28 protein-coding genes are annotated in these 26,765 nt (G+C 34.6%); 24 read left to right on the forward strand and 4 right to left on the reverse strand.

Annotated features, from left to right (window positions below; genetic code table 11):
• The first annotated feature begins 32 nt into the window (after window positions 1-32).
• From infB to rny, 18 genes are all read left to right on the forward strand, one after another.
• Window positions 33-2,087: a translation initiation factor IF-2 gene (infB, locus tag JYK00_RS00905; RefSeq protein WP_207566855.1), complete on the forward strand. Its 2,055-nt coding sequence runs from the start codon at window positions 33-35 to the stop codon at window positions 2,085-2,087.
• A gap of 11 nt (window positions 2,088-2,098) precedes the next feature.
• Window positions 2,099-3,475 carry a pyruvate carboxylase subunit B gene (locus JYK00_RS00910; RefSeq protein WP_207566856.1) on the forward strand — a complete coding sequence of 459 codons (1,377 nt, stop codon included), beginning with the start codon at window positions 2,099-2,101 and terminating at the stop codon, window positions 3,473-3,475.
• The gene (gene folK, locus JYK00_RS00915) at window positions 3,472-4,311 is read left to right on the forward strand and encodes a 2-amino-4-hydroxy-6-hydroxymethyldihydropteridine diphosphokinase (RefSeq protein ID WP_207566857.1); all 840 of its coding nucleotides are present in this window, start codon (window positions 3,472-3,474) and stop codon (window positions 4,309-4,311) included. Before JYK00_RS00910 ends, folK begins: the two co-directional genes overlap by 4 nt.
• A complete protein-coding gene (locus tag JYK00_RS00920) occupies window positions 4,272-4,574 on the forward strand; it encodes an RNA-binding protein (RefSeq protein ID WP_207566858.1) in 303 nt (100 codons plus the stop codon). The genes folK and JYK00_RS00920 overlap by 40 nt, the downstream gene beginning before the upstream one ends.
• Window positions 4,571-5,209, forward strand: coding sequence for a class II aldolase/adducin family protein (locus tag JYK00_RS00925; RefSeq protein WP_207566859.1), 639 nt, complete (start codon window positions 4,571-4,573; stop codon window positions 5,207-5,209). Before JYK00_RS00920 ends, JYK00_RS00925 begins: the two co-directional genes overlap by 4 nt.
• Window positions 5,210-5,246: 37 nt before the next feature.
• Complete coding sequence (locus JYK00_RS00930; protein WP_207566860.1) at window positions 5,247-6,926, forward strand: acyl-CoA mutase large subunit family protein; 1,680 nt, start codon at window positions 5,247-5,249, stop codon at window positions 6,924-6,926.
• A gap of 25 nt (window positions 6,927-6,951) precedes the next feature.
• The gene (gene pdxS, locus JYK00_RS00935; RefSeq protein WP_207566861.1) at window positions 6,952-7,830 is read left to right on the forward strand and encodes a pyridoxal 5'-phosphate synthase lyase subunit PdxS; all 879 of its coding nucleotides are present in this window, start codon (window positions 6,952-6,954) and stop codon (window positions 7,828-7,830) included.
• A 1-nt stretch (window position 7,831) separates the two neighbouring features.
• The gene (gene pdxT / locus JYK00_RS00940; RefSeq protein WP_207566862.1) at window positions 7,832-8,401 is read left to right on the forward strand and encodes a pyridoxal 5'-phosphate synthase glutaminase subunit PdxT; all 570 of its coding nucleotides are present in this window, start codon (window positions 7,832-7,834) and stop codon (window positions 8,399-8,401) included.
• A gap of 392 nt (window positions 8,402-8,793) precedes the next feature.
• The gene (gene holA / locus JYK00_RS00945) at window positions 8,794-9,738 is read left to right on the forward strand and encodes a DNA polymerase III subunit delta (protein ID WP_207566863.1); all 945 of its coding nucleotides are present in this window, start codon (window positions 8,794-8,796) and stop codon (window positions 9,736-9,738) included.
• Between the two features lie 3 nt (window positions 9,739-9,741).
• Entirely contained in the window at window positions 9,742-11,880 is a 2,139-nt protein-coding gene (locus JYK00_RS00950; RefSeq protein WP_207566864.1) for an efflux RND transporter permease subunit, read from the forward strand.
• Window positions 11,881-11,978: 98 nt separating this feature from the next.
• Window positions 11,979-12,536, forward strand: coding sequence for a hypothetical protein (locus JYK00_RS00955; RefSeq protein WP_207566865.1), 558 nt, complete (start codon window positions 11,979-11,981; stop codon window positions 12,534-12,536).
• Complete coding sequence (locus JYK00_RS00960) at window positions 12,524-13,063, forward strand: DUF4416 family protein (protein ID WP_207566866.1); 540 nt, start codon at window positions 12,524-12,526, stop codon at window positions 13,061-13,063. The genes JYK00_RS00955 and JYK00_RS00960 overlap by 13 nt, the downstream gene beginning before the upstream one ends.
• Window positions 13,064-13,073: 10 nt before the next feature.
• Window positions 13,074-14,369: a 30S ribosomal protein S12 methylthiotransferase RimO gene (rimO, locus tag JYK00_RS00965; RefSeq protein ID WP_207566867.1), complete on the forward strand. Its 1,296-nt coding sequence runs from the start codon at window positions 13,074-13,076 to the stop codon at window positions 14,367-14,369.
• Window positions 14,370-14,371: 2 nt separating this feature from the next.
• Window positions 14,372-14,896, forward strand: coding sequence for a CDP-diacylglycerol--glycerol-3-phosphate 3-phosphatidyltransferase (pgsA, locus tag JYK00_RS00970; RefSeq protein ID WP_207566868.1), 525 nt, complete (start codon window positions 14,372-14,374; stop codon window positions 14,894-14,896).
• A gap of 4 nt (window positions 14,897-14,900) precedes the next feature.
• On the forward strand, window positions 14,901-15,473 hold the full coding sequence (gene thpR, locus JYK00_RS00975) for an RNA 2',3'-cyclic phosphodiesterase (protein ID WP_207566869.1): 573 nt from the start codon (window positions 14,901-14,903) through the stop codon (window positions 15,471-15,473).
• Window positions 15,463-16,524 carry a recombinase RecA gene (recA, locus tag JYK00_RS00980; protein ID WP_207566870.1) on the forward strand — a complete coding sequence of 354 codons (1,062 nt, stop codon included), beginning with the start codon at window positions 15,463-15,465 and terminating at the stop codon, window positions 16,522-16,524. The genes thpR and recA overlap by 11 nt, the downstream gene beginning before the upstream one ends.
• A complete protein-coding gene (locus tag JYK00_RS00985; RefSeq protein WP_207566871.1) occupies window positions 16,502-16,891 on the forward strand; it encodes a regulatory protein RecX in 390 nt (129 codons plus the stop codon). Before recA ends, JYK00_RS00985 begins: the two co-directional genes overlap by 23 nt.
• 2 nt (window positions 16,892-16,893) lie before the next feature.
• The gene (gene rny / locus JYK00_RS00990) at window positions 16,894-18,426 is read left to right on the forward strand and encodes a ribonuclease Y (protein ID WP_207566872.1); all 1,533 of its coding nucleotides are present in this window, start codon (window positions 16,894-16,896) and stop codon (window positions 18,424-18,426) included.
• Between the two features lie 59 nt (window positions 18,427-18,485).
• Here rny and fliE read toward each other — a convergent pair whose 3' ends face one another.
• The 4 genes from fliE to JYK00_RS01010 are packed head-to-tail and all read right to left on the reverse strand — an operon-like array spanning window position 18,486 to window position 20,529.
• On the reverse strand, window positions 18,486-18,776 hold the full coding sequence (gene fliE, locus JYK00_RS00995) for a flagellar hook-basal body complex protein FliE (RefSeq protein WP_207566873.1): 291 nt from the start codon (window positions 18,774-18,776) through the stop codon (window positions 18,486-18,488).
• A gap of 5 nt (window positions 18,777-18,781) precedes the next feature.
• Window positions 18,782-19,195: a flagellar basal body rod protein FlgC gene (gene flgC, locus JYK00_RS01000; protein WP_207566874.1), complete on the reverse strand. Its 414-nt coding sequence runs from the start codon at window positions 19,193-19,195 to the stop codon at window positions 18,782-18,784.
• A gap of 42 nt (window positions 19,196-19,237) precedes the next feature.
• Window positions 19,238-19,621: a flagellar basal body rod protein FlgB gene (gene flgB / locus JYK00_RS01005; protein WP_207566875.1), complete on the reverse strand. Its 384-nt coding sequence runs from the start codon at window positions 19,619-19,621 to the stop codon at window positions 19,238-19,240.
• Window positions 19,622-19,680: 59 nt separating this feature from the next.
• Window positions 19,681-20,529, reverse strand: coding sequence for a DMT family transporter (locus JYK00_RS01010; protein ID WP_228288177.1), 849 nt, complete (start codon window positions 20,527-20,529; stop codon window positions 19,681-19,683).
• Between the two features lie 315 nt (window positions 20,530-20,844).
• Here JYK00_RS01010 and JYK00_RS01015 point away from each other — a divergent pair, with 315 nt between their 5' ends.
• The 6 genes from JYK00_RS01015 to mce all read left to right on the forward strand — a co-directional run bounded on the left by JYK00_RS01015 (window position 20,845) and on the right by mce (window position 26,752).
• On the forward strand, window positions 20,845-21,897 hold the full coding sequence (locus JYK00_RS01015; RefSeq protein ID WP_207566876.1) for an HD domain-containing protein: 1,053 nt from the start codon (window positions 20,845-20,847) through the stop codon (window positions 21,895-21,897).
• 14 nt (window positions 21,898-21,911) lie between these two features.
• Window positions 21,912-22,553 (forward strand): septum site-determining protein MinC, encoded by a 642-nt coding sequence (gene minC / locus JYK00_RS01020; protein ID WP_207566877.1) that lies wholly within the window; start codon window positions 21,912-21,914, stop codon window positions 22,551-22,553.
• Window positions 22,554-22,660: 107 nt separating this feature from the next.
• On the forward strand, window positions 22,661-25,237 hold the full coding sequence (secA, locus tag JYK00_RS01025) for a preprotein translocase subunit SecA (RefSeq protein ID WP_207566878.1): 2,577 nt from the start codon (window positions 22,661-22,663) through the stop codon (window positions 25,235-25,237).
• A 7-nt stretch (window positions 25,238-25,244) separates the two neighbouring features.
• Window positions 25,245-25,973 (forward strand): cyclic nucleotide-binding domain-containing protein, encoded by a 729-nt coding sequence (locus JYK00_RS01030; protein WP_207566879.1) that lies wholly within the window; start codon window positions 25,245-25,247, stop codon window positions 25,971-25,973.
• Window positions 25,960-26,277: a Crp/Fnr family transcriptional regulator gene (locus tag JYK00_RS01035; protein WP_207566880.1), complete on the forward strand. Its 318-nt coding sequence runs from the start codon at window positions 25,960-25,962 to the stop codon at window positions 26,275-26,277. Before JYK00_RS01030 ends, JYK00_RS01035 begins: the two co-directional genes overlap by 14 nt.
• Before the next feature lie 64 nt (window positions 26,278-26,341).
• Entirely contained in the window at window positions 26,342-26,752 is a 411-nt protein-coding gene (gene mce / locus JYK00_RS01040) for a methylmalonyl-CoA epimerase (protein WP_207566881.1), read from the forward strand.
• Window positions 26,753-26,765 lie beyond the last annotated feature (13 nt).

Here is a 26,765-nt window from a genome sequence, read left to right on the forward strand (position 1 = left end):
ATAATCTTTTAGGTACGCAGGAGGTGATTCAATTGGCACGATTAAGAGTATATGAACTTGCAAGACAACTTGAAATGGATACGAAAGAATTAATGCAAGAACTTGCAGAATTAGGCATAGAAGTGAAAAGTCACATGAGTTACATTGATGAAGAGACCGTAAATATACTTCTTGAAATGTATAGCGAAGATTACGAAACTTATGAAGAAATAGAAACGAAAAAAACAAAATCAAAAAAAGAACCAGAAAAAGAAAAGGTAGAAAAGAAGAAACCAACTGTCAAAATCACAGAAGATGATTTGAAATTAGATAAATTTGCACAAAAGATAAATGTCCCGCAAAACAGAATTATTCAAGATTTCTTCATGAAAGGGGAAATATTAAAACCCGGTCAATCGCTAAACCTTCAACTTGCGAAAAAAATAGCAAAAATATATGAAATTAAAATATCCTTTGATATAGAAGAAACAGAAGAAGAAGCAATAGAAAATCCACTTGCAGAGATAGAAAAATATTTTGAAACAAAGCATAAAGATTCGCAGAATTTAGTTTTAAGGCCACCGATAGTTACTATTATGGGACATGTTGACCACGGAAAAACTACATTACTTGACTACATAAGACGAACACGCGTGGTGGAAAAGGAAGAAGGAGGAATAACGCAGAGTATTGGTGCATACCAGGTTGAAATTAACGGAAAAAAAATAACCTTTATAGACACGCCTGGTCATGAGGTATTTACGGAAATGCGTGCAAGAGGTGCTCAGGCAACTGATATAGTTGTTCTGGTAGTAGCAGCGGACGATGGCGTTATGCCCCAAACCATAGAAGCATACAATCACGCAAAGTCTGCCAACGTTCCTATAATAGTTGCCATAAATAAAATAGATAAACCAAATGCAAATGTTGAATTAACAAAGCAAGCATTGGTAAGTAAGCTATCTTTAATTCCAGAAGACTGGGGTGGAGACACAATAACTGTTCCCATTTCAGCAAAAAAAGGTGAAAATGTTGATACATTGCTGGAAATGATTCTTCTTGTCGCCGAAATGCAGGAAATAAAGGCTATTCCTGATGGACCTGTGAGAGCTATCACAATAGAAACAAAACTCGATAGAGGTTACGGACCTGTAGCAAATGCCATAATTAAAGACGGTATTCTTCATGTAGGCGATTATATAATAGCTGGAAAGGTGCTCGGAAAAGTGAAAGCTCTTGTAAATGATAAAGGAAAAAGGATTAAAGAAGCTGGCCCAGCAACTCCTGTTATGATAGTCGGATTTGAAGAACTACCCGATTCGCATAGTGTGATTTATTCTGTTGAAAGTTTAAACAAAGCCCGAGAAATTACAGAGAAAATCAGAGAAATTGAACAAAGAGAGTTACGTAAAAAACGTCATATGAAACTTGAAGAAATATTGAAAATGATGGAAGAATCCGAGAAAAAAGAATTAAAACTTATAGTTAAAGCAGATACCCTGGGTTCAGTAAAAGCACTTTCAGGCGCAATAAACAAACTACAAACTGAAGAAGTAAAAATTAATATTATTCACTCGGCAGTGGGAGCCATTTCCACAAGTGATGTTATGCTTGCTTCCGCATCTGATGCAATAATTCTTGGATTTAGAGTAAAGTCTGACACTCAAGCCCGAAAAATGGCAGAAGCGGAGGGAATTCAAATAAAAACTTACACAATAATATACAAATTGATAGATGATTTAAAAGCGGCTCTTGAAGGAATGCTCGAACCAGAAGAGGTTGAAGAAATAACAGGCCGTGGAGAAGTAAAGAAAGTATTCAAAATCAAAAAGGTGGGCTCCATCGCCGGTGTACAGATGTATGAAGGGTTTGTGGAACGCTCTGGGATTGTAAGAGTCTACAGAAATGGAGCACTGGTTTTTGAAGGCAAGATAGAATCATTAAAGCATTATCAACAGGATGTAAAAAGGGTAGATGCACCACAAGAATGTGGAATAAAACTTGAAAAGTTCGATGATATAAAAGAAGGTGACGAATTAGAATTTGCTGTAGTAAAAAAGGTCAGCAGAAAATTAACATACGAAAAAGAAGAATCAGAAAATAAATGAGGGTGGTAAGAATGTTTGTTGACACAACGCTAAGAGACGGACATCAATCGTTAATAGCAACCAGAATGAGGATATCTGATATGCTTCCCGCACTCCCTGCAATGGATGAAATGTCTTTTTCTGCAATGGAAGTATGGGGAGGTGCAACGTTTGACGTTTGTGTCAGGTTTTTGAACGAAGATCCGTGGGAAAGGATAAGAATTATAAAAGAAAACTTAAAAAATACTCATACTCAGATGTTGCTTCGAGGACAAAATCTTGTTGGATATAGACATTATGCAGATGATACAGTGGAACTTTTTGTACAGAAAGCTATTGAAAATGGTGTGGATAAAATAAGAATTTTCGATGCACTCAATGACATAAGAAACCTCGAAAAAAGCATTGAAGTTGCACTAAAACACAAGGCACACGTTCAGGGAGCAATATCTTACACAATAAGTCCTGTACATACAGTAGAATATTATATGAAATATGCGGAAGAACTGATAGATAGAGGAGTGCACTCTTTATGTATTAAAGACATGGCGGGGCTACTTACTCCAAAAATGAGTTATAAACTTGTTAAAGCCTTAAAAGATAAGTTCAATGTTCCAGTAGAAGTTCATACCCACTGTACCGCAGGTCTTGGAAACTTATCCTATCTTGCAGCGTTAGAAGCTGGTGCAGACTATTTTGACACAGCTTTATCCCCATTTGCAATGGGAACATCTCAACCTGCGTTTGAATCTTTTTACTATTCTGCTAAAGAGTACAGGAAAATCTCAGAAATAGACTGGAAAAAAGTAGAGTTTCTTGTAGAGCATTTTAAAACTGTAAGAAAAAAATATTCTGAATTTGATGTGAATATGACAAGTATAGATCACAGAATATTAGTTTCTCAGGTTCCAGGGGGGATGTATTCTAATCTTGTTAAACAACTAACAGAGCAAAAACTTTTACACAAATTACCGGATGTTCTTAGGGAAATTCCTGTTGTAAGAAAAGACTTAGGGTATCCACCGCTTGTAACACCAACAAGTCAGATAGTAGGAGTCCAAGCTGTTTTAAATGTTCTAACAGGTGAAAGGTACAGCAAAATCACAAATGAAGTTAAAAATTATGTGAAAGGAATGTACGGAAAATCACCTGCGCCAATTGATCCAGAACTTCAAAAAAAGATTTTAGGAGACGAAAAACCAATAGATGTAAGACCAGCTGATTTAATAGAACCTGAACTTGAAAATGCGAAAAAATCAATAGGACTGCTTGCCAGCTCAGATGAAGACCTTTTAATATACGTTATACTCGGTGAAACAGGAAAGAAATTTTTAAAAGAGCGTTATGAAGAAAAGCTTCTTATTGACATGGAAATCGCCGAAGAGTTTGAAGGAGGCTACCCCATTTGATAACAGGGATTGGTACTGATATAACCAGGATTTCAAGAGTGAATTTTAGAATAGGGAAAAGAGTACTTACAGAGAAAGAAAAAATAGCCAGAAAAAACAACGCCCAATATATAGCCGGGCGTTTTTCACTAAAAGAATCTTTTTTTAAAGCTCTTGGCAAAGGCATAGGTTCTCACTCATTCAAAGATATTTCTTTTTTAAACAATTCAGAAGGGAAACCATATTTAGTTTTGCACAAAGATTTTGAAGGTTTCAACTTTTGTCATGTTAGTTTATCCCACGATGATTACGCATTTTCCACTGTTATTCTGGAAAAACTTGAAGGAAAAATTTTTTTAGCACTTGGAAGTAACATTGGGAATAAAGAAGAAAATCTTACAAAAGCACTCGAATTACTAAAAGATGCAGGAATAACAATATTAACTGTTTCAAACATTTACGAAACAAAACCTTATGGATTTACTCAACAGGACAACTTCTTTAATATTGTAGTTGAAGTTGAAACTCATTTATCCCCAATGCAGTTGCTAAAAACTGTTTTAAGCATTGAAAAAAAGATGGGAAGAAAACGTGAAATAAAATGGGGACCAAGAAATATAGATATAGATATCTTATTTTACGGAAATCTGGTAGTTGAACTGGATAATCTAACAATTCCACATTATGACTTTGAAAATAGAAACTTTTTTATAGTCCCTATGAATGAAATAGCACCATCATATAAGCATCCGGTGACAAATATTTCAATAAAAGATTATTATGAAAACTTAGATAAAAAAGATCAGGAGGTAAAAAATTGGACCTTAAAGAACTTGAAAGTATTGAAAAGCAAATAGATGAATGTATTGACCAGGAAGACTTTCAAAAACTTAACGTTTTACTTGAACGCCGGTTTGAAATTATAAAAGCTGGAATTCCTGAAGAAATGGCAAAAAAAATATATGAAAAAGATAGGGAGCGGGAGAAAATCATATCCCAGAAATTAAAATCTTTGAAAGACAATGTAAAAAATTTAGAACGTGGCAAACAGGCGCTTAAAGGCTATGGTAGTGTTTATGGATTAAAAAATGAAGGTGGGAGGTTTAAAGGTCAGGGATGAAAAAAGAGATATTATACGCGGCAAAATTTATTATGGAGAATAACCTTGTAAAAGGTAGCTGGGGTAACATATCGATAAAAAATGGAGATAAAATCTATATAACACCTTCTGGCATTCCGTACGATACCCTCAAAGAAAAAGATATATGTGTTGTTACAATGGATGGAAAAATCATAGAAGGTGTTAAACCTTCTTCTGAATTACCAGCACATCTGGAAATCTACAGGCATAGAGAAGATGTTAACGCAGTTGTCCACACACACCCTGTGTTTTCGACTGTCGTATCAATAGTCGCAGAATATATTCCTCCTCTTGTTGAAGACGCTGTAATGATTTTAGGTCCAAAAATATACGTATCTGATTACGCACTTCCTGGCACCAAAGAACTGGGGGAAAATGTGGTAAAAGCCCTAAAAGACAATCACGCAGTCATTTTAAGAAACCATGGACTTATAACAGTAGGTTCTGACCTCAGGGAGGCTTTAACAGCAAGCCTGGTTTGTGAAAAAACAGCTGAAATATTTCTATACTCTATAAAAATGGATAAAATTAACCTTATTAACGAGAAAGATGCCATTATTCTCAGGAATAAGTATCTATCTGCTTATAGACAAATTAACCGCGATGTAAGATAATTTAGTTGTAAATCAAAAAGTCTGAGGGGGTAATACTGTGTTTGAAAAAGAAAGTTTAGAGAAAATAAAGCAACTTGAAGAGAAATATGAAAAAAAGGTTGAAAAACTGACTCAAAAATATCCTGAAAGAAAGAAACTTTTTAAATCAACTTCTGAATATGAAATAAAAAGATTATACTCTCCCCTCGATCTTTCTGATATGGATTATGAAAAAGACCTCGGATTTCCAGGAATGTATCCTTTCACGCGGGGAGTTCAGCCCACAATGTACCGTGGAAGATTCTGGACAATGAGACAATACGCAGGTTTTGGAACCGCCGAAGAGTCGAATAAAAGATACAAATATTTGCTTTCTCAGGGACAAATGGGTTTATCTGTAGCTTTTGATCTCCCTACACAGATAGGATACGATTCCGATGATCCTATAGCAGAAGGAGAAGTGGGAAAAGTTGGTGTAGCGATAGATTCTTTAAAAGATATGGAAGTTTTGTTTGATGGAATTCCTCTTGATAAAGTAAGCACATCAATGACCATTAATAGCACCGCTGCTATATTACTTGCAATGTATATCGCAGTTGCAGAAAAACAGGGAGTCCCCCAGGAAAAACTTAGCGGAACCATTCAAAACGACATATTAAAAGAATATATAGCAAGAGGTACATACATTTTTCCACCTCAGCCATCAATGAGAATAATAACAAACATATTTGAATATTGTTCGAAAAATATGCCTAAATGGAATCCTATAAGTATTAGCGGATATCATATTAGAGAAGCTGGATCAACTGCTGTCCAGGAAGTGGCATTCACGCTGGCAGACGCCATTGCTTATGTAGAAACAGCAATAAAAGCTGGACTTGACCCAAACGTTTTTGGAAAACGTCTATCCTTTTTCTTTGCAGCTCACAATAATTTCCTTGAAGAAATAGCGAAATTTAGAGCCGCTCGAAGGTTGTGGGCACGTATAATGAAAGAAAGATTCAACGTAACCGAAGAATCAGCTATGAGATTAAGATTCCACACACAAACAGGCGGTTCCACTTTAACAGCTCAGCAACCACTTAATAATATCATAAGAGTAACAATTCAAGCGCTTGCCGCTGTTTTAGGAGGAACTCAATCATTACACACCAACAGTTACGACGAAGCCCTCGGGCTCCCAACAGAAGAATCAGTTATGATAGCTTTAAGAACTCAGCAAATAATAGCGTATGAATCAGGTGTAGCAAATACAGTTGATCCACTTGCAGGTTCTTTCGCCATAGAGTCTATGACAAACGAAATTGAAAGAAGGGCAAAAGAATACATACAAAAAATCGATGAAATGGGCGGTATGGTAAAAGCTATAGAAATGGGTTATATTCAAAAAGAAATCCACGAAAGTGCATATAAAGCCCAGCTCGCCGTTGAAAATGGTGAAGAAGTAATAGTTGGAGTTAACAAATTCCAGATAGAAGAAACAATAGACCAAAAAAAGGTTTTAAAAGTTGACCCTGAGCTTGAAGAAAAACAAAAACAAAAACTGAAAAAACTTCGAGAAAAACGTGATAACGAAAAAGTGAAGAAGACTCTTCAAAAAGTAAAAGAGGTTGCAGGGACCAACGAAAACTTAATGCCTTACATTATAGAAGCGGTTAAAGCTTACGCTACAGTAGGTGAAATCAGCAACGCATTACGCGAAGTCTTTGGAGAGTACACTGAAACAGTAATAATTTAAAAGGTTAAACAGGGAGGTGTTTGACATGTCTGAAAGAGGAACATGGCTTGTAAAAGAAGGATTTGCTGAAATGTTCAAAGGTGGAGTCATTATGGACGTAACAACAGCTGAACAGGCAAAAATAGCAGAAGAAGCTGGTGCCGTAGCAGTTATGGCCCTTGAACGTGTACCAGCTGACATAAGAAAAGCTGGTGGAGTTGCACGTATGGCAAGCATAAGCAAAATTAAAGAAATAATGGATGCTGTTTCAATACCTGTTATGGCTAAAGTAAGAATCGGACATATAGCTGAAGCAAGGATCCTGGAAACACTTGGAGTAGATTTCATAGACGAATCTGAAGTATTAACTCCTGCTGATGATAAATATCACATAAACAAATGGGACTTCAAAGTACCATTTGTGTGTGGTGCAAGGAATCTTGGAGAAGCTTTAAGAAGAATAGCAGAAGGCGCCGCAATGATAAGAACCAAAGGTGAAGCGGGAACTGGAAACGTTATAGAAGCAGTTAAGCACATGCGAACAGTCATGGACGAAATTAGAAAAGTCCAGAACATGCCAGATGAAGAATTAGTTACTTATTCAAAAGAAATAGGCGCCCCTGTAAACTTAGTTGCAGAGGTTAAGAAACTTGGAAGACTTCCCGTTGTTAATTTCGCTGCAGGAGGTGTAGCTACACCAGCTGATGCTGCATTAATGATGATGTTAGGGGCAGACGGTGTTTTTGTTGGCAGTGGAATATTTAAATCCAAAGATCCTGCAAAAATGGCAAAAGCAATAGTTATGGCAGTAACATACTGGAACGATCCAGAAATGCTACTTAAAATTTCAGAAGACATAGGCCAGCCCATGGAAGGTCTCGAAATAGAACAGCTTGAGGTGCATATGCAGGAAAGGGGCTGGTGAAGTGGTAATAGGAGTTTCGGGAATACAGGGAGATTTTAGAGAACACAAAACGATGCTCGAAAAAATGGGAATAAAGACAATGGTAGTTAGAACCCCGGAAGAACTTGATAAAGTTGATGGGTTAATCATACCAGGTGGCGAATCAACTACTATGATTAGAATAATGAAAATGGTAAACCTTTACGATGCTTTAAAGGCCAAAATAGAAACTGGGTTCCCTGTTTTTGGTACTTGTGCAGGTATGATCCTGCTATCAAACGAAGTTACCAATTTTAAACAGGATTCTTTAAAAGCAATAAATATTAAAATTGAACGCAACGCTTACGGACGACAGGTAGAAAGTTTTGAAACTGATATAGAAATCAAAGGGTTTAACTCAAAATTTCGGGCAATATTTATCCGTGCACCAAAAGTTGTTTCATACGACGAAAATATAGAAATTCTTGCAACTTTTGAAAATTCTCCCGTATTACTCAAACAGGACAATATTCTTGTTGCCTCATTCCATCCAGAATTAACAAATGATACAAGAGTTCACGAATACTTTTTAAACATGGTAAAACAACAATAACACCAAATTAAAGACATCAAAACTGTGCCTGGTTTTAACCAGGCACAGTTTTTTTTATTATAAATTAACCTCGCTGATTTTCTCTCATCCCGAGGAATGCAATGACGAGGAATCTTGTTTCTATTGTCATTCCGAGCGAAGCGAGGAATCTTATTTTTTTATCAACCTCGCTAACTCTTGCTAAATCAAGATTCCTCGTCGCTTCACTCCTCGGAATGACATGGGAGGTGGATTTCTCGCCTTTACGCTCCTTGGAATGATACGGGAGATAGATTATTCGCTTTTACACTCCTTGGAATAACATGAGTAGGGGTCATGAAAAATAAGACAAAATATGTTAGAATATCACTTAGATGTTTCATTTTTAATAAATCTAATAGGGAGTGGAATAGATGCCAATTATTGTTTTATCCGGAGATTCTCTCTATCAAAAAAAGTTACTTATAGATTCGTATAAAAGTGCAGATTCAAAATATATAAAAATATACTCAGATGATACAGATAAACTGAAAATAATAGAAAACAGCATAAAAAACGTTGGACTATTTTCAAAGCGATGGTTAATTGATATAGTCGACTACGATAATTGGAAGTCCGGTGATAAAAAATTGTTACTTGAGTTATTAAACAATGTACCGGAATATGTATACATATTTCTTCAAAGTTCAAATTGTCTAAAAAACTTTGAATGCAAAAGTTTTAATTTACCAAAACCATGGGAAATAGAAAAGTGGATCTTATATATAGAATCTTTTATGAAAAACAAGAATTTGAATTACGATGAAAACGTACCAAAAATCCTCTGGGAATATATTGGGCCAAACGAATTGTCTCTTCATAACGAAATTGAAAAGTTATCAATAATAAACAAGAAAATAACTGTAGATGATGTGGAAAAATTGGTTCATAAACTTGCTTCTACAAGATTAGATGAATTTTGTTTTGCACTGACTGAAAAAAATAATGAAATATACAGATATATAAAAAGTATATTGAATGAATACGAACCATTAGTTGTTACCGCTGCGCTTGCAAGACATTTTATTGACCTTTTACATATAATTTCAAATGTGGAACTGAAAGATAAATATTCATGGAAAGAAATAACTTCCATTTCCAGAAATCTTAAGATACAACCTTCCAGAGTCGCAAGATTTCTGGGCTTCAAGTTTAAAACACAAAAGATTTCCCCTATAAATCATTTAAAAATTTACGATTACAAAAAGATAAGAGAAACAATTATTTCACTTTATAAGATGGAACGCTTGCTAAAAACAGGAGCAATTTCTGAAGTCGAATTAATAGATTTTGTCAAAAATTTCTCAGAGGAGGAATAACAAATGGAAAAATTTGTGTCAGTTGTCGAACGCAAAAGAAAACTTTTTATTGCTCTCATAATGATTTTCAACATTCTCGCGTTTTTTGGATTATTAAAGTTACGGTTAAATCCAGATTTTAAGGTGTTTATGGAAAGAGATTCTAAATATGTTTCCACACTCAATGATATTGAAAAATATTTCTCATCAAGCGATCAAATGAGTGTGATTATAGAAATGAAAACTGATCCATTAACAATCAACGGGCTAAGGAAAATAAAAGATATCCAGAAAAAACTTGAAAACATCGATGGAGTGGCAAGTGTTATTTCGCCTGTTCCCGACAAAATTCCTTTTGGTCTTACTCAAATAGATACCACACAAATTGATGAAAAAACAGCAAAAGTCGCAATAGATTTTATAAAAAAGATGAATATGGATAACATAATCAAAAAAAATGGAAAGTTTTATGTACAATTTTACATAATGCCAGATAAGCGTGGCACTGTTAAAAGAATTTCTAAATTATTAAATAATATACCCCATTATTTTGGAGGAACCACGTATCTTGAAGAAAAAATATCGAATTATTTACTATGGATAGTGCTTACTCTCCCTCCAATAGCAGTTATTACCATATTTTTGGTTTTTAAATGGCGATTAGGAAGTATGTGGGCAACATTTCTATCAATTGTTCCTGCGGGAATTGGTGCTCTGTGGACATTAGGATTTCTGGGCTGGTTAAAAGGAGAAGTATCTATACTTACAGTCTTAGTACCTATATTCACCATAGTTATGGGAAGCGCAGACGGCTTACATTTTGTCTCTCATTTCATGGACGAAAGAAAAACAAAAAATAATAGAGATGCTTTAGTAGAAGCACTGAGAAGTACCGGAGTTGCTTTAATTTTAACAACCATTACAACTGTTGCAGGTTTCTTATCTTTAACACTTATAAATTCTGATGCTATAGCAGAAATGGGGCTTTATGGTAGTGTGGGAATTGCTCTTGCTGGAATAGCAACATGGCTTGTATTACCACCTATTTTGATTAACACAACAAAAATCTCAGATGATAAAAATAAAGAAAGTAAAATTTCAACGTTCTTCGTACATTTAATGGGTAAAAAAGCAGTTTTAATTTCTCTTCTATTGGTATTGCTGTTTTTACCTGGTATTTTCTTTATAAATTCTGACTTTTATATGACAGACATTTACAAAAAATACACAGATGTCAGAAAAAATATCAACACAGTTCAGGAAATATTTGGCACTGCAACTCCTATATTCATTTTCTTTAAGTCAAAAGTTGATCCAGTTACGCCAATATTTGCAAATCAGGTTCTGAAACTGGAAAATGAACTTTTAAAGCTCCCTGAAATCAAAAAAGTAATATCCTTCTACGACGTTATGAGTAGAGTAAATGAAAAAATATTCAACAAAAAAGGATATCCCTCAAATCTTGGACAGGTGTTACTGCTTATGAAATTAATGCCGGATACATACAAAAATTTTCTAAACAGAAAAGAAAAAGCCGGTAGATTAATAGTTTTTCCAACGAAAATTTCCAGGAACAGTCTTAATAAAATTGAAAGTAAAATTTCTGAACCATTCAAACTCACAGGAGCTCCACTTATAATGAAAGAAATGAATGAAAAAATAGTACCTCAACAGGTCAAATCTCTCATGTTCGCTGTTGGAATGGTCTTTCTAATAGTTCTACTTAGAGTAAAAGATTTAAAAAAAGCATTTATCTCGATTATTCCTATATCTTTAACGCTAATTACTTTATTCGGTTTTATGGGATACACCGGCATAAAATTGAGTATAATAACCGCAACTATGGGAAGTATTGTCATAGGAGTTGGAATAGATTATGCAATACATTTCATAGAAAATTACGAATATAACAAAAATAAAGGTCTTTCTATAAAAAAAGCAATAGAAATTTCTTTTATGCACACCTCAAAACCTATTTTAGCCAATGCTCTTGGACTTTCAATAGGATTCACGGTAATGATTCTTTCGCCATTTATCATTCACACATATCTTGTAGAGATCATCTGGGTGTCAATGCTCTCAAGTTCATTTATGAGCTTAACACTTCTTCCAACACTTTTAAGATATGTCGACAGAAAAAAAGAAGCAAAAGTTTCAAAATAGTTTTCAAATTACATTTATCCTGATATATAAACATATACTTTGTTTCTCTTAAAAAAGAATTATTTTGTAGTATAATTAGATGTTAGGAGATAGATAAAATGTGGAGCAAAATATCAAATATTCTCAAAGAAAGGATGGAAACATCCAAAGATAGTTTGTTACAGATTTCTATAAAAACTGGCATAGATAAATTTACTCTTGAAAGATATTTAAGAGGAGACTTTAGTGGCCCGGGAATTTATATAAAACACCATTTGAAAAAACTGGAAGAATACTTCCAGATAAAAGAGGATTTATTAGAACTTTACGAGCAGGGACTAACTGAAGAGACAGCTTTAGAAGAGGAAACTCACAAAAAGTTTCGAACAAATCATAGGATAGGAATTAGAATATTCTTCTATTTGTTATTGTTTTTTGCAATTCTCATACTTATTTATTCCTATTTGATGTTCAGCAATATTTTGAAAACGGGATTGGTCACTTTGACACCTTTAAATGAACGAGTTATAGTAGATGGAAAATACTATGAAAACACAATAAATTTAGGAATAGGAGAATATTTAGTAGAAGGTCCAGCTATATTAAAAACAACAGATGGTTCTTCAAAAAAGATTCTTATGAAAAAGTACATGGTGGTGGTTAGATGGGTAAAGTAAGACATACAGATCTGGTAAATCTTGTAATGTTTTTCTTCTCTTCACAGGTTGAATACTGGTTTTCTGAAATTGAAAGTAGACTTGTGAAAATTTTTGGACCTATTGATTATAAATCAGAAATTTTAGATTTTGAAAAATACACCTTATACTACAACAAAGAAATGGGCGATGGAGTGAAAGGAATACTGGTAAGTTTTGAAAGATTGATACATCCCTATCAGCTGGCTGATATCAAATTAGAAACCAACAAAATAGAGCAGGAGTTCGCCGTGAATGGAAACCGTCGATTTAATATAGATCCCGGGTATGTTCACCACATGCAATTTGTCCTGGCTACTACTAAAATGTGGCCCCATAGAATTTACATAGGAAAAGGAATTTACGCTGAAACAACATTAATGTATGTAAATGGAAAATGGAAAGATTATGATTTTACCTATCCAAATTATAAAGAAGATGAATATAAAAGAGAGCTGGAAAAGATAAGAAAGCTATATCTTACAAAAAGGAAAAAATTTATAAAGTGAGGGAAAGAACGTGAAAATTTACATAGAAATGCTCGGTTGTCCTAAAAATGAAGCCGACTGTTCAAATTTAAAGGGATATCTAAAAAAATTAGGATACGAATTAGTTGATAATATTAATAAAGCAAACGCAGTAATCATTGATACATGTGGCTTTATACTTGAGGCAAAAAAAGAATCCATAGAAGAAATTTTATTAAATGTTGAACGAAAAAAGAAAGATAAAAATTATAAAGTATTTGTCACAGGATGCCTGGTGCAGAGATATAGCAAAGAGCTTGAAAAAGAAATCCCCGAAGTAGATGGATGGTATGGAATTTTACCTCCAAAAACAATAGCTGAAAAAATAGGAAAGGAAAAAAAATTAATATCTACCACACCTGAACCTATTTATCACTTTGAAGATAGAGTAGATGAAAGTTTTCAATATGCCTATGTAAAAATAGCGGATGGTTGTGATAGAGCATGCTCATTTTGTACCATTCCATACTTTAAAGGCCCTTTTAAAAGCAGAAATATTGAAGATATAAAAAAAGAAGTGGAAATATTAGTAAAACGTGGAAAAAAGGAAATAATTCTCGTCGCTCAGGATACTACAGGCTATGGGGTAGACATTTACGGAAAGCAGGCGCTGCCTGAATTATTAAAAACTTTAAACGATATAAAAGGAGATTTCTGGATAAGAGTTATGTATATGCATCCTGACCATATTACAGATGAAATTATAGATGCTTTTCAGTTCTCAAAAGTTTTAAAATATTTTGATGTTCCTGTTCAACACGGAAGTGATCAAATATTAACCATGATGAATAGAACAAAAAAGTCAGAGGATCTGAAAAAACTTATCAACAAAATAAGAAATATATATCCACAGGCCATCGTAAGAACAAGTATAATTGTAGGTTTTCCAGGAGAAACAGATGAAGATTTTGAAAAACTTCTGGAATTTGTAAATGAGATGGAATTTGACAGACTTGGAACTTTTATTTACTCAGATGAAGAAGAGGCATCATCTTATACGCTGGACAAAAAAGTAAGCCGCGAAATTGCCCAGGAAAGGCTTGACATACTCATGGAAGCTCAGGCCAGAATATCTTTTGAAAAAAACCAAAAATACTTAGGAAGAAAAATAAAAGTCCTCTTTGATGAAGAAAATGATGGAGTACTTCTTGGCCGTTCATATATGGATGCACCTGAAATTGATGGAAATATTTTTGTAAAAGGAAATTACAGGGAAGGTTTTTGTACAGTAAAAATCAACGCAGCAGATGTCTATGACCTGGAAGGAGAGTTAGTAGAGGAGGGTTAATATTGAATGTACCAAATACTATAACGTGGGGCCGTATATTTCTAACCGGTATTATTGTAACCTTCATGATCTTTGAAAAATATCAAACTGCTTTTATTCTTTTTTTAATAGCAGCATTGAGCGATTACGCAGATGGTTATTTTGCTCGAAAACTCAACCAGGTGACCACTTTTGGAAAAGTGTTTGACCAAATGAGTGATAAGATTTTGATTACAAGTGTTATGATTATTATGGTGGAAAAATCTTTCCTGCCAGGATGGATAGTTGTTACCATTGTATTTAGAGATACTATTGTTAGCGCTGTAAGAATGACAGCTTCAACCACAGGGAAAGTCATTGCAGCAAATTATTTTGGTAAAATCAAAACAGTTTTTCAAATGGCACTGGTGATAGGGATATTCCTACAAATGGGAAATCTGGGAGACTTTTACATGCTAAACACTATTTTAGAATATGTTGTAGTATTTTTTACCATTTTATCTGGTTTTATTTATGTGTATCAAAACAGAAGTGTATTAAAGGGGTGAGTAAATGCGTACTTTTATAGCTTTGGATATAAACAATGATGTAAAGCAAACTGCTAATGATACTATATCTAAACTCATGCGAATGGGATTCAAAGCCTCATGGGTAAAACCAGAAAACATGCATCTTACATTGTTCTTTCTGGGGGATGTCAGGGAGTCTTTAATTGATAACATGGCTGAACATCTTAACAAACGATTGGCAGGTTTCCCTTCATTTTCCATCGAAATTTCCGGGTTTGGTTACTTTAGGTTCCGCAATCGGCCACGGGTAGTTTTTTTGAAAGTGGTGCCCAGTAAAGCACTTCAGACGTTGTATTTAGAGATGAGATCTGAGTTGAAAAAATTAAAAATTCCATTTGATGACCAGGGAAATTTTGTACCTCATATAACTCTGGGAAGAGTCAAAGAGAGTCCAGAAAAATGGGAAAACTTACTAAAAGGAATAACAGTGCCAAAAATCTTAGTAGCAGTAGACAGCTTCACAATATACTCTTCTACGTTAACACCAAGAGGCCCCATTTACAATTGGATTTACAGGTCGAAATTTGAAGGAGGTTTGATGAAGAATGAGCGATAATAAAAAGTTTGAAGTTTTGAAAAAGGCCATAAGTAAAATCGAAAAAACTTATGGTAAAGGTTCTATAATGCTCTTAGGTGAAGGTGCAAGTATCCAGAAAGTAGACGTAATACCAAGTGGATCTGTGGCTATTGATGTAGCTTCAGGGGTAGGCGGATACCCAAGAGGTCGAATAATAGAAATATACGGTCCAGAATCCAGTGGTAAAACTACAATAGCTCTCCACGCTATTGCTTCAGCTCAAAAAAACGGTGGAGTCGCAGCATTCATAGATGCCGAGCACGCCCTTGATCCAACTTATGCAAAAAATTTAGGTGTGGATACATCAAACCTGTTGATTGCTCAACCAGATTATGGAGAACAGGCTCTTGAAATAGTGGATGAACTTGTTAGAAGTAATGCCGTTGACCTTGTAGTCGTAGATTCAGTCGCTGCTCTTGTACCAAGGGCTGAAATTGAAGGTGCCATGGGGGATATGCAGGTAGGTCTTCAGGCGAGGTTAATGTCCCAGGCTTTAAGAAAATTGGCTGGAAACATAAATAAGTCGAAGGCAGTTATAATTTTCATAAATCAAACAAGGATGAAAATAGGAGTAATGTACGGAAATCCCGAAACAACGACAGGTGGTGTAGCTTTAAAGTTCTATTCCACCATGAGATTAGAAGTAAGGACTATTGGAAAAATTACAGAGGGTCAGACTCACATAGGGAACGAAGTCAAAGTCAAATTTGTTAAAAATAAAGTTGCTCCTCCTTTCAAAGAAGCTATAGTTGATGTTATATATGGAAAAGGAATCGTAAGAGAATATGAATTGTTTAATCTGGCAATTGATGAAGGATTCATTCAAAGAAGAGGCAGCTGGTTCTCTTACAAAGATTCAAAGGGAACCGAGCACTCCTTAGGTCAGGGAAAAAATAATTCTATAGAATACCTAACAAATCACCCGGAACTAATTGATGAAATAGAAGAAAGAATAAAAGAAAAACATGGAATTAATATGGAGAAAAAGATAATTGAAGTTGAAAAAAATGAAAAGAAATCCAATAAATGACGCTTTAAGACTTTTAAAATTTAGGGCAAGATCTGAAAATGAAATCAAGACAAGATTGAAACAGAAGGGTTATTCCAGGGAAGAGATAGAACAAACCATAGCTTTTCTCAAAGAAAAAGGATATTTAGATGATGAGAAATTTGCGTATCTTTTTGCATATGACGCACTCACACTAAAAAAACACGGCCCATTCAAAATAAAGTGGGAATTACGCAAACTTGGCGTAGATGAATATATTATAGAAGATACTATCTCAAAAATACTGGAAGAAGTTGATATTGAGGAAATTAAAAGAGAACTTACAAAAGGTTTAGAACCAAAAAAAGCCAGAGAATTACTATATAGAAAAGGATTTGGAGGTGAATAATTATGTTAACATATATACTAACTGCTTTAGGGGTTGTTATTGGCTTATTATTCGGATATGTTATTGCCAGGAGAAAAATAGAACATGAGTTGCTCATCTCAAGAAAAGATGCAGAACACATAATTAAAGAAGCTGAAAAAGAAGCTAATGAAATTAAGAAAAGAGCAGTAATAGAATCCCGCGAAGAACTACACAAACTAAGAGAAGAATGGGAAAAAGAAAGAAGGATTCGCGAAGAGGAATTAAGACATAATGAAGAAAGACTATTAAAAAGAGAAGAAATGCTCGCAAAAAGAGAAGAACTCCTTGATAAAAAGGAAAATTACATAGAAAATCTCAGAGTAGAATTGGAAACAAGACAGAAAGAAATAGCTGAAAAAGAACGTGTTCTTGAGGAAAAATTTCAAAAGCTTGCTGGTATAACTCAGGAACAGGCAAGAGAAATGGTTCTTCAAGAAGCAAGAGAACGGTACGAACATGAAATTGCCAAAGTTTATTCTCAAATAAAAATGAGATACGAAGAAGATGCAGAAAAGTATGCAAAAAAGGTTATAGCCGATGCTATTCAACGATATGCCCCGGAATATGCGGGCGAAATTACCGTTAGTACTATAATGCTACCAAATGACGACATGAAAGGACGACTCATAGGAAGAGAAGGAAGAAATATTAGAGCATTTGAAAAAGTAACAGGAGTAGATCTCATAATAGATGATACTCCGGAAATGGTAACAGTTAGCTGTTTTAATCCTCTAAGGCGCGAAATTGCAAGAAGAACTGTTGAAAAGCTTGTAGCCGATGGAAGAATTCATCCAACAAGAATAGAAGAAATGTATGAAAAATCTAAATCAGAAGTTGAAAAACTTATCAAAGAAGCGGGACAGGAAGCAACCTTTGTAACAGGTGTCGGAGGATTACACCCTGAAATTATAAAACTTCTTGGACGGTTAAAATTCAGGACAAGTTACGGTCAGAACGTCCTTTCTCACTCGATTGAAGTAGCTTTAATAGCTGGACTAATTGCCTCCGAACTCGGATTAAACGTAGAAAAGGCAAAAAGAGGAGCACTATTACATGATATAGGTAAGGCTCTTGACCATGAAGTTGAAGGTTCACATACCGTTATTGGCGCTGAAATCTTGAAAAGATACGGTGAAACAAGAGATGTTATTAACATGGTAATGGCACATCATGGTGAAGAAGAACCAATGAGCCCTGAAGCAGTTATAGTTGCAGCAGCAGATGCTCTTTCAGCTGCAAGACCGGGAGCAAGACGTGAAGACGTTGAAAACTACATAAAGAGATTAATAAAATTAGAAGAAATAGCGAAAAGCTTTAAATACGTTGAAAATGCGTATGCAATACAGGCTGGTAGAGAAGTAAGAGTAATAGTTCAACCTGATAAAGTTGATGACACTCTTGCAGAAAAGTTGTCACATGATATTGCAATGAAAATAGAGGAAGAACTTCAATACCCTGGCGTTTTGAAAGTAGTTGTAATTAGAGAAAAACGAAGTGTTGCATATGCCAAGTAAGTAAATAAGTAAAAATCCCGCACCATCTGTGCGGGATTTATTTTCATTACCCAATTAAATTAAAACTGCATCCTCATAATTTCCCTATATGCGTCCACAATTCTGTTTCTCACTTCAACAGTAAGTCTTAAAGAAATAGAGGCTTTTTCCGCTTCAATTATTACTTCATGAATATTACTTATTTTTCCTGTTGCAAAATCATCAGCCATTTTTTCAGCCTTTTTTTGCTGCTCATTCACATTTTTAAGAGCATCATTCAAAACTCTGGTAAAATCAGGTGCTTTGGAATTTTTTGTTATATTTGGTTTTAAATTATTATAATTTCCTACCCCATTTATCTTATCTATCATAAAAATCACCTCCCAATTTGCAGCGCACTGGTTATCATAGCCTTTGTAGTATTAAATGCTGTAACATTTGCTTCATACGCTCTTTGAGCGTTTATCATATCCACCATTTCTCGAACGACATTCACATTTGGAAGCTTCACATACCCATTTTCATCCGCGTCTGGATGAGTGGGATCATATACTATTCTAAACGGAGACCTGTCTTCATATATCTCCTTAACTATAACTCCTCCATTTTCGACTTTCCCTTTGACAGTTCTCAGTAATTCTTGAAACACTGGAACTTTCCTTCTATATGGTTCTCCATTTTCTGTTCTTGTTGTTTCTGAATTTGCAATATTATTCGATATTATATCAATTCTTAATCTTTGAGCGGACATCCCCGTAGCTGAAATTGTCATTATGTTAAACTCGTTCATTCAAAACACTCTCCTTTTACTTATAAAATCCCTTTTTTCTTATTATCTTACACCTCGAACAACAGCGTTGTATCTATCGATGTTGGAAGTCATCAATCTTGATAATGTCTGATATTTTAATGCATTTTTAACCATTTCTACCATTTCAATATCTACATCCACATTATTTTTATCATTTGTAAGAGTTGTATCTTTTTGTACTTTTATTTTTGGAACTACTTTCTTATTCGCAAGAGGCAAATGCCTTTCTGAAGTTCTTTTAAGTGTTAACTTCATAGTAGATTCACGAAAATATTCTTCAAATTCTATATATTTCCTTTTATAATTAGGAGTCTCTGCATTAGCTATATTCTGTGAATGTATCTCCTGTCTTGCCAATGCCACATCCATTGCTGCTTTAAGCGTAACAAAATTCGAGTTGAACATTTTTCCCCTCCTCCGAAAGAATATTTCTACATCTCGAAGGCTTTATCCTAAAAACCATGTCAAATTATATCATATCTTTTAGTTTTTATCTGAATAATAGATAACAGTATGGCAATTGAAGTTAAAACAATACCGAAAATTTGCCCCCTGGACAGTTTCTCTGAAAGAATAAGCATAGAAAATACTGTGGCAAAAATTGGCTCTCCAACAAAAATTAAAGCAGAAGTGTTACTGCTCACAACTTTTTGATACTTTGTCTGAGCAATAAGTGCATAAATAGTTGCAAAAACTGCTGTAAATAATGCAACACCAAGAATTTCCAGATTTATAATCCATGGCGCGGTTATCCCAAGAATACTATTTAAAACTGCAACAGTAAAAAATTGAGATGTTAATAAAGTTTTCTCGGGAACAACTTTCGAAAACTTTGTAATAAGCACAACGTGCAAAGCATAAAAAACCGCACAAATGAAAGTAAGAAAATCTCCAAAATTAAAATTATCTATCCCACCAGAAAGGAAATACTCACCAATTATTGCTATTGCAAAACCAATCACCTGCAACTTTGTAACCCTTTCTTTTTCAATAAAATATGAAAAAATCGGAATTAAAACTATATAAAAAGCAGTAATAAAGCCACTCTTTGAAGAAGTTGTTAAACTCAATCCCCACGTTTGTGTCGCATAAGCTATTCCAAGTACCACCCCAAGTAATATTCCATATTTGTTACCTTTCCCGAATACAAATAAAGAAATAATAGCAGCAATCCAGAATCTAATGGCATTATATACAAACGGCGATATTTGTGGAAGTACAAGTTTTTGAACTGGAAACGTTAATCCCCATATTAAAGTAACAGCTACCAGATTCAAAATCGCCACAAACTTTTTATTGTTTATATACTCCACCTCCAGGACAAATTCTACTGCTACTTACAACATTATTCACAGCAAAATCCTGTTAAAATTATATCATAACTATAAATAGATTGGCGAGAGTTGGCAAGATTAGCAAGATTAGCGAGGGTTAGCGAGAGTTAGAAAAGAATAAGATCCCTCGTCACTTCGTTCCTCGGGATGACAAAAAAAGGAAAAAGATCCTTCGCCTTCCCGTTCCTCAGGGCAACAATATTTTTTGCCATAATGTAAATAACATCGTCTATTTATTTCACGATAAACACTTTCTTATGTTAAAATTAAAATAAAGTTCCGGGAGGGATTTCATTGGGATACGGAAAATTTTTATTTATGTTAAATAACCTTTTTACCATTCAAAGATGGAATAATAGACCTTCAGTTATCAAATTTTCAGAAGCAGACAATGCTTTTTCTACAATATTTCTATCGTTTGTTTTAAATGAAATAACGGAAAATGATGTGGAGAATTCCCTAAAATGGCGGTTATCAAGGGTATTACCTAAATTAGTCTTATCTGACATTTCGTTGGAATTGAAAGAACGAGTAGAACGATTTTCTCCAGACGTATGGAAAATTGTTAGAAAAAAAGCTTTTCAAGATCTCTACAAGGTTGTGGATAAAACGTTCATCGAAAAAATTACCGACGCAATTCCAACTACTATTGACAAATATGCCGATATAACCATAAGTCTTAATGAGGCTAAAATCAACGGAAAGTTGTTTGATTATGAAAAGCCTATATTAGAACTCTCTGAAAAACTAAGTTCTCTAAACTTAGAAAATTCTGATCTTTTTTCCAGAATTTCCAGAATAATATTTTCTGTGTTATTGAACTTAATTTCCATGATTCGCTGGAATAGAATACATAGAAACATACGTTCAACAGTTGCGGGACATTCTTTCGTAGTAGTTACTATATCTTATTTGATAGCTACCCTCATGAAACTTGATAAAAACTTACGAAAAGAAGTAATAATAAAAGCGTTACTACATGATTTACCGGAAGCCTTTACCGGGGATGTAATAACCCCCACCAAGAAAAAGACCCCGGAATTAGACAGATTGGTTGCCCTGGTGGAAAAAGAAATGTTCATAGATTGGATTGAAAATAATCCAGATATTGTCATCCTTAAAAATTATGTAGAACACGCTGTTAACCCTTTTGAAAAAGAAAGCGGCAGGATCGTTCGAGTAGCAGATTATATAGCTGCACTTTTAGAATGTGCTGCAGAAATATCCTCGGGAAATCGCACCGCTATTTTTAAAAGGTCATTTTTTAATTTTAAGTCGTATATAAAACGATTGTCCCCTCTGGATATTTCCGACTGGATAGACGAAATAGAATCTCTGGTTTTATAAAGGGGTGAATAATAATGATAGACTTTAAAATGAGTCGTGAAGGGATTATTTTGTGCATAAATGATTATAAAGACTTAAAAAATGTCTTAGAAGGAATTAGAAAAAGATTCAAACAAACGGAAGATTTCTTTCAACCAGGAGATAGAATTATGCTTATGGTTGAAAATTACGAAAATCATATAGGAGATATACCAAAAATAATAGAGGTTATAGACAGTCTCGGCATAAAGGTCTCACATATTCTAACAGATATGGAGGAAAAAAACAAAGAGATCGTCATAAGAAAAAAGGTTGACATGGTCCTTCAGGGAAACACAAAGTCTGGTACAAAAATTGTAAGAAAAAACGTACGTTCTGGACAGAATGTAATACATTCAGGGGATGTAATAATAGTTGGAAACGTTCATTCTGGTGCTGAAATTATAGCAGGTGGGAGCGTAGTTGTTTTCGGTGAATGTAAGGGCATCATACGTGCAGGAACCAACGAAGGAGCTTCAGCTCTTGTACTTGCTCTGTTACTTCAAAGTCCTTACATTCAAATAGGAGAAATCAGACAAAATATATCAAAAAAATTCACAGAACCAGTTGTTGTTTTTGTAAAAGGTGGAAAGATACAAATTGAAAAATACGATAATTTAAATCAAATATGGAGCTAAAATAAATTTCAACCTTTCGCAGGCTCACCATCAAGGTGAGCTTTTTTACAATTATTGTGTTAAAATTAATTAAAAAGCGAAGAGACTACCAAAAGGAGGTCCAATTAGTGAAATTATTTGACAAAAACGAATGGAAGCTAAAAAAGTACAGGAAAAGAGTAAATATAATAAACCAATTAGATCTCAAAGTAAAAGAAAAACCCACAAAAGCTCTGATAGAAAAACTTTCCAGCATAAAGAGTAAAATTACTGAGAAAAAAATTGATGAATATCTGCCAGAAGTGTTCGCAATAGTAAGAGAAATAGCACGAAGAACTGTAGGTATGAGGCCATTTGATGTACAATTAATAGGTGGTATGGTTCTAAACGAAGGCAAAGTTGCCGAAATGAAAACAGGAGAAGGTAAAACGCTGGCAGCTACCATGCCAATAGTTCTCAATGCTTTGCTGGGAAAAGGCGTTCATCTTGTAACTGTAAATGACTATCTTGCCAGAAGAGACGCACAATGGATGGGGCCTATTTATCTCTCCCTTGGTTTAAGGGTAAGTGTTATAAATACTCAAAACAAATCTTATGAAGTAATATGGAAAAACCCGGAATTAGCCCATAAAGCTATAAAAGAAAACTGGTGTGTATGGCCAGAAGACTTTAAAGATGAATTTCTGCCCGATGAGAAAAAAGTAAAAAAAGCTGTTGAAGCCTTTGAGATTGAGCTAAAAGAAATATCCAGAAAAGAAGCCTATTTATGCGATATAACTTACGGCACCAACACAGAGTTTGGTTTTGATTATTTAAGGGACAATCTGGTCATAGACTTAGAGGAAAAGGTACAGAGAAGCCACTTTTATGCGATAGTTGACGAAGTGGACAGTATTTTGATTGATGAAGCGCGAACACCACTTATCATAAGTGGCCCTGCTAAGAATAGAGCTTCTGATTACAGACGATTTGATCAGCTTGCAAAAAAACTAACAAAAGATAAGCACTTCAAAGTGGATGAAAAGAAAAAAACGGTAATACTAACAGACGAAGGAATAGAACACGTTGAAAAGCTTTTAAAGATAGATAACCTATATGATCCAGAACACGTAAACAAAATGTATTTTCTTTTAAATGCTTTGAAAGCTCACCATTTATTTAAAAAAGATGTTGATTATATTATACACAACGGCGAAGTGATAATAGTAGACGAATTTACAGGAAGACTCCTGCCTGGAAGAAGATACAGCGGAGGATTACATCAGGCAATAGAAGCAAAAGAAGGCGTACCAATAAAAGAAGAATCTATAACCTATGCCACAATAACATACCAGAATTATTTTAGAATGTATGAAAAACTTGCAGGTATGACAGGAACAGCAAAAACGGAGGAAGAAGAGTTCATCCAGATATATGGTATGGAAGTAATAGTTATCCCCACACACAAACCAATGATTCGTATAGATAGGGATGACTTAATATATAGAACCCAGCACGAAAAATATGAGGCTATTGTAAAAGAAATCAAAAAACGCTACGAGAAAGGACAACCTGTTCTGGTTGGTACAACTTCCATAGAAAAAAGTGAACTTCTCAGCAAATTGTTGCGAAAAGAAAAAATTCCTCACGAAGTACTAAACGCAAAATATCACGAAAAAGAAGCTCAAATAATAGCAAAAGCTGGCCAGAAGGGAGCAGTAACTATAGCAACAAACATGGCGGGTCGTGGTACAGACATAAAGCTTGGTCCAGGCGTTAAAGAATTAGGAGGATTACTAATAATTGGCACAGAAAGACATGAAAGCAGGAGAATAGACAATCAACTTAGAGGACGTGCAGGCCGACAGGGAGACCCGGGAGAATCAATATTCTTTCTTTCTGTAGAAGATGATATTGTAAGAATATTTGGAGGAGAAAAAATTGCCAGAATAATGGATATGGTAAAAATAGAAAAGGGAGAGCCAATATATCATCCAATGCTTACACGATTAATAGAACAGGTACAAAAGAAAGTTGAAAGTATTAACTTTGGTATAAGAAAAAATCTGTTACAGATGGATACTGTACTGGATGCCCAGAGAAAAGCCGTTTATGGTTATAGAGAATACATTCTTTCCGGCGGGTTAGATGAACATGTGGGCGAGGCTATCGAAGATTTCGTCGAAAGAAGAGTTTCAGAATTTTGCCAGAATGGAGTCTGTGATGTAGAAGCTATAAAAAATTCATTAAAAATGATAAATATCAATGGAAAATTCCCAGATATAACTAAGGAGCTTTCAGATTATCTGAAAGAAGAGCTAAAAAAGAAATTTAATTCAAAAAGGCAGGAATTTGGAGAAGACTTCGAAAAAGTAGCGCGCTTTATAGCAGTGCGAATAATAGATGAAAACTGGCGGCAATATTTAGAAGAAGTAGATCATGTAAAAGAAGCAGTTAGTCTTCGAGCTTACGGTCAAAAAGATCCTATAGTTGAATTCAAACGCGAAACCTTCAGAATGTTTGACGAAATGATGGCAAGAATCTATGAGCAAACTATATTGTACCTTACAAACTTGAGGAAACTCGATGACAAGGCGGAAAAAGAGTCGAAAAAAGATCTCGAAAAAGTCAGTGTTGTTCACGAAGAATTTAGCTTGATTAATAGAAAGGAACGTCGAATGGGTGAAAAAAAGAAAAATGTCAAAAGATTAAAAGTAAAAAGGTGATGAGAACATGAAAGTTCAGGGAATAATATTCACGATAAATGAGGTGCCAAAAAGACTGTATAAAATTACAAAAGGTTCTGTCAGGGAAATGAGAGCCTCTGGAAACGTAACTTTAGAACCCGGGGATTACGTCGCTTTACCAGAATATCTACTGGAAATCCCTTTGAATGGTGATATAGCAGCTATAGATGAAGTGGAACTAATCGAAGTGGATCTAAAAACCGAATTTGACAAAATATTAAAACGTCTTGTAAATTTACGCAAAGCTTTTAAAGAAGCATCAGTAACAAGCGTAGAAACTCTTGGAGATCTGGATCTTGATTTTGAAACAGTTGATGATCTAATAGATCATGTAGAATCTTTACTCAGTTTAAGTGTCGGCGAAATACCTGATGACGAAGAAACTGCGCTTACTTTAATAGAAACGCTCGACGAAACGAAAATCTTAACAAAAGCAAATTATGTTAAACGTTTTGTAGAAAAATTTCCGGAGTCCAGGTACGGTGCTCCTCTACTTTTAGACATCGCAAAAAAAGTTTATGCAACAGTGGGCGATAGATACCTTACGAAACTATTGTGCAAAAAACTATTAGTTTTTTACCCAAAAGATTTAGAACATTGTATGGATGCAATAAATCTTTTAACCCTTGTATATAGAGAAGAAGGAAATATAATCTGGATGAACTATGCAAAATTAAGCAAAATTTTAGAGGTGATGCTAAATGAAAAGTCTTGATATAAAAGCCGGTGAAAAAATAATAGAAGAAAATACTGAAGCCACTCACGTTTATCTCATAAAAAAAGGGGAAGTAGTTGTAAAATATGGAGACCATGAAGAGATCTTAGAAGAAGGAAACGTTTTTGGAATAGAATCACTGGTTGGAGAAAACTACCAGGAGAACGCTATTGCAAGAACTGATGTGAAATTAAACCAATTTTCACCTGAAGAATTTAAAGAACTTTACGCGGGAACCGATGTGGAGAAAAAAGCGTTAAAATATTATACTAAACGAACTATGAAATTGTTAGGATGGATTTAGTTGCGCTTAAAAACATTTGCCTGCTATACAATGTGATGTTACAATCGTTGATGGAGGTGAAAAAGTGATAACCAAAAAAGTTGATCATATAGGAATAGTGGTAAAAAACGCAGAAGAACGACTAAAATTATACAGAGATTTTCTGGGACTTAAAGTAACACATGTTGAGGAACTTCCAGAAAGAGGAATAAAAGTCTATTTTGTAAAAATAGGAGAGACAAGATTTGAACTCCTTGAGCCTATGTCAGAAAACTCTGAAATTTCAGGTTTTCTTGAAAAAAAAGGAGAAGGGATTCATCATATAGCTGTTAACGTGGAAGGAATAGAAGAATCTGTTAGCCTTGCACTGGAAAAGGGATTTAAACCCCTATCAAGTGAACCTAAAACTGGTGCAGGGGGAACTCGTGTGCTGTTTTTGCACCCTAAAACAACAGGCGGTGTTCTTTTAGAATTAGTTGAAGGTGAACATGAGTAGCAATTACAAAAAA

Origin of the sequence: Thermosipho ferrireducens (assembly GCF_017358165.1) — a bacterium.
In the GTDB taxonomy this organism is placed as follows: domain Bacteria; phylum Thermotogota; class Thermotogae; order Thermotogales; family Fervidobacteriaceae; genus Thermosipho_B; species Thermosipho_B ferrireducens.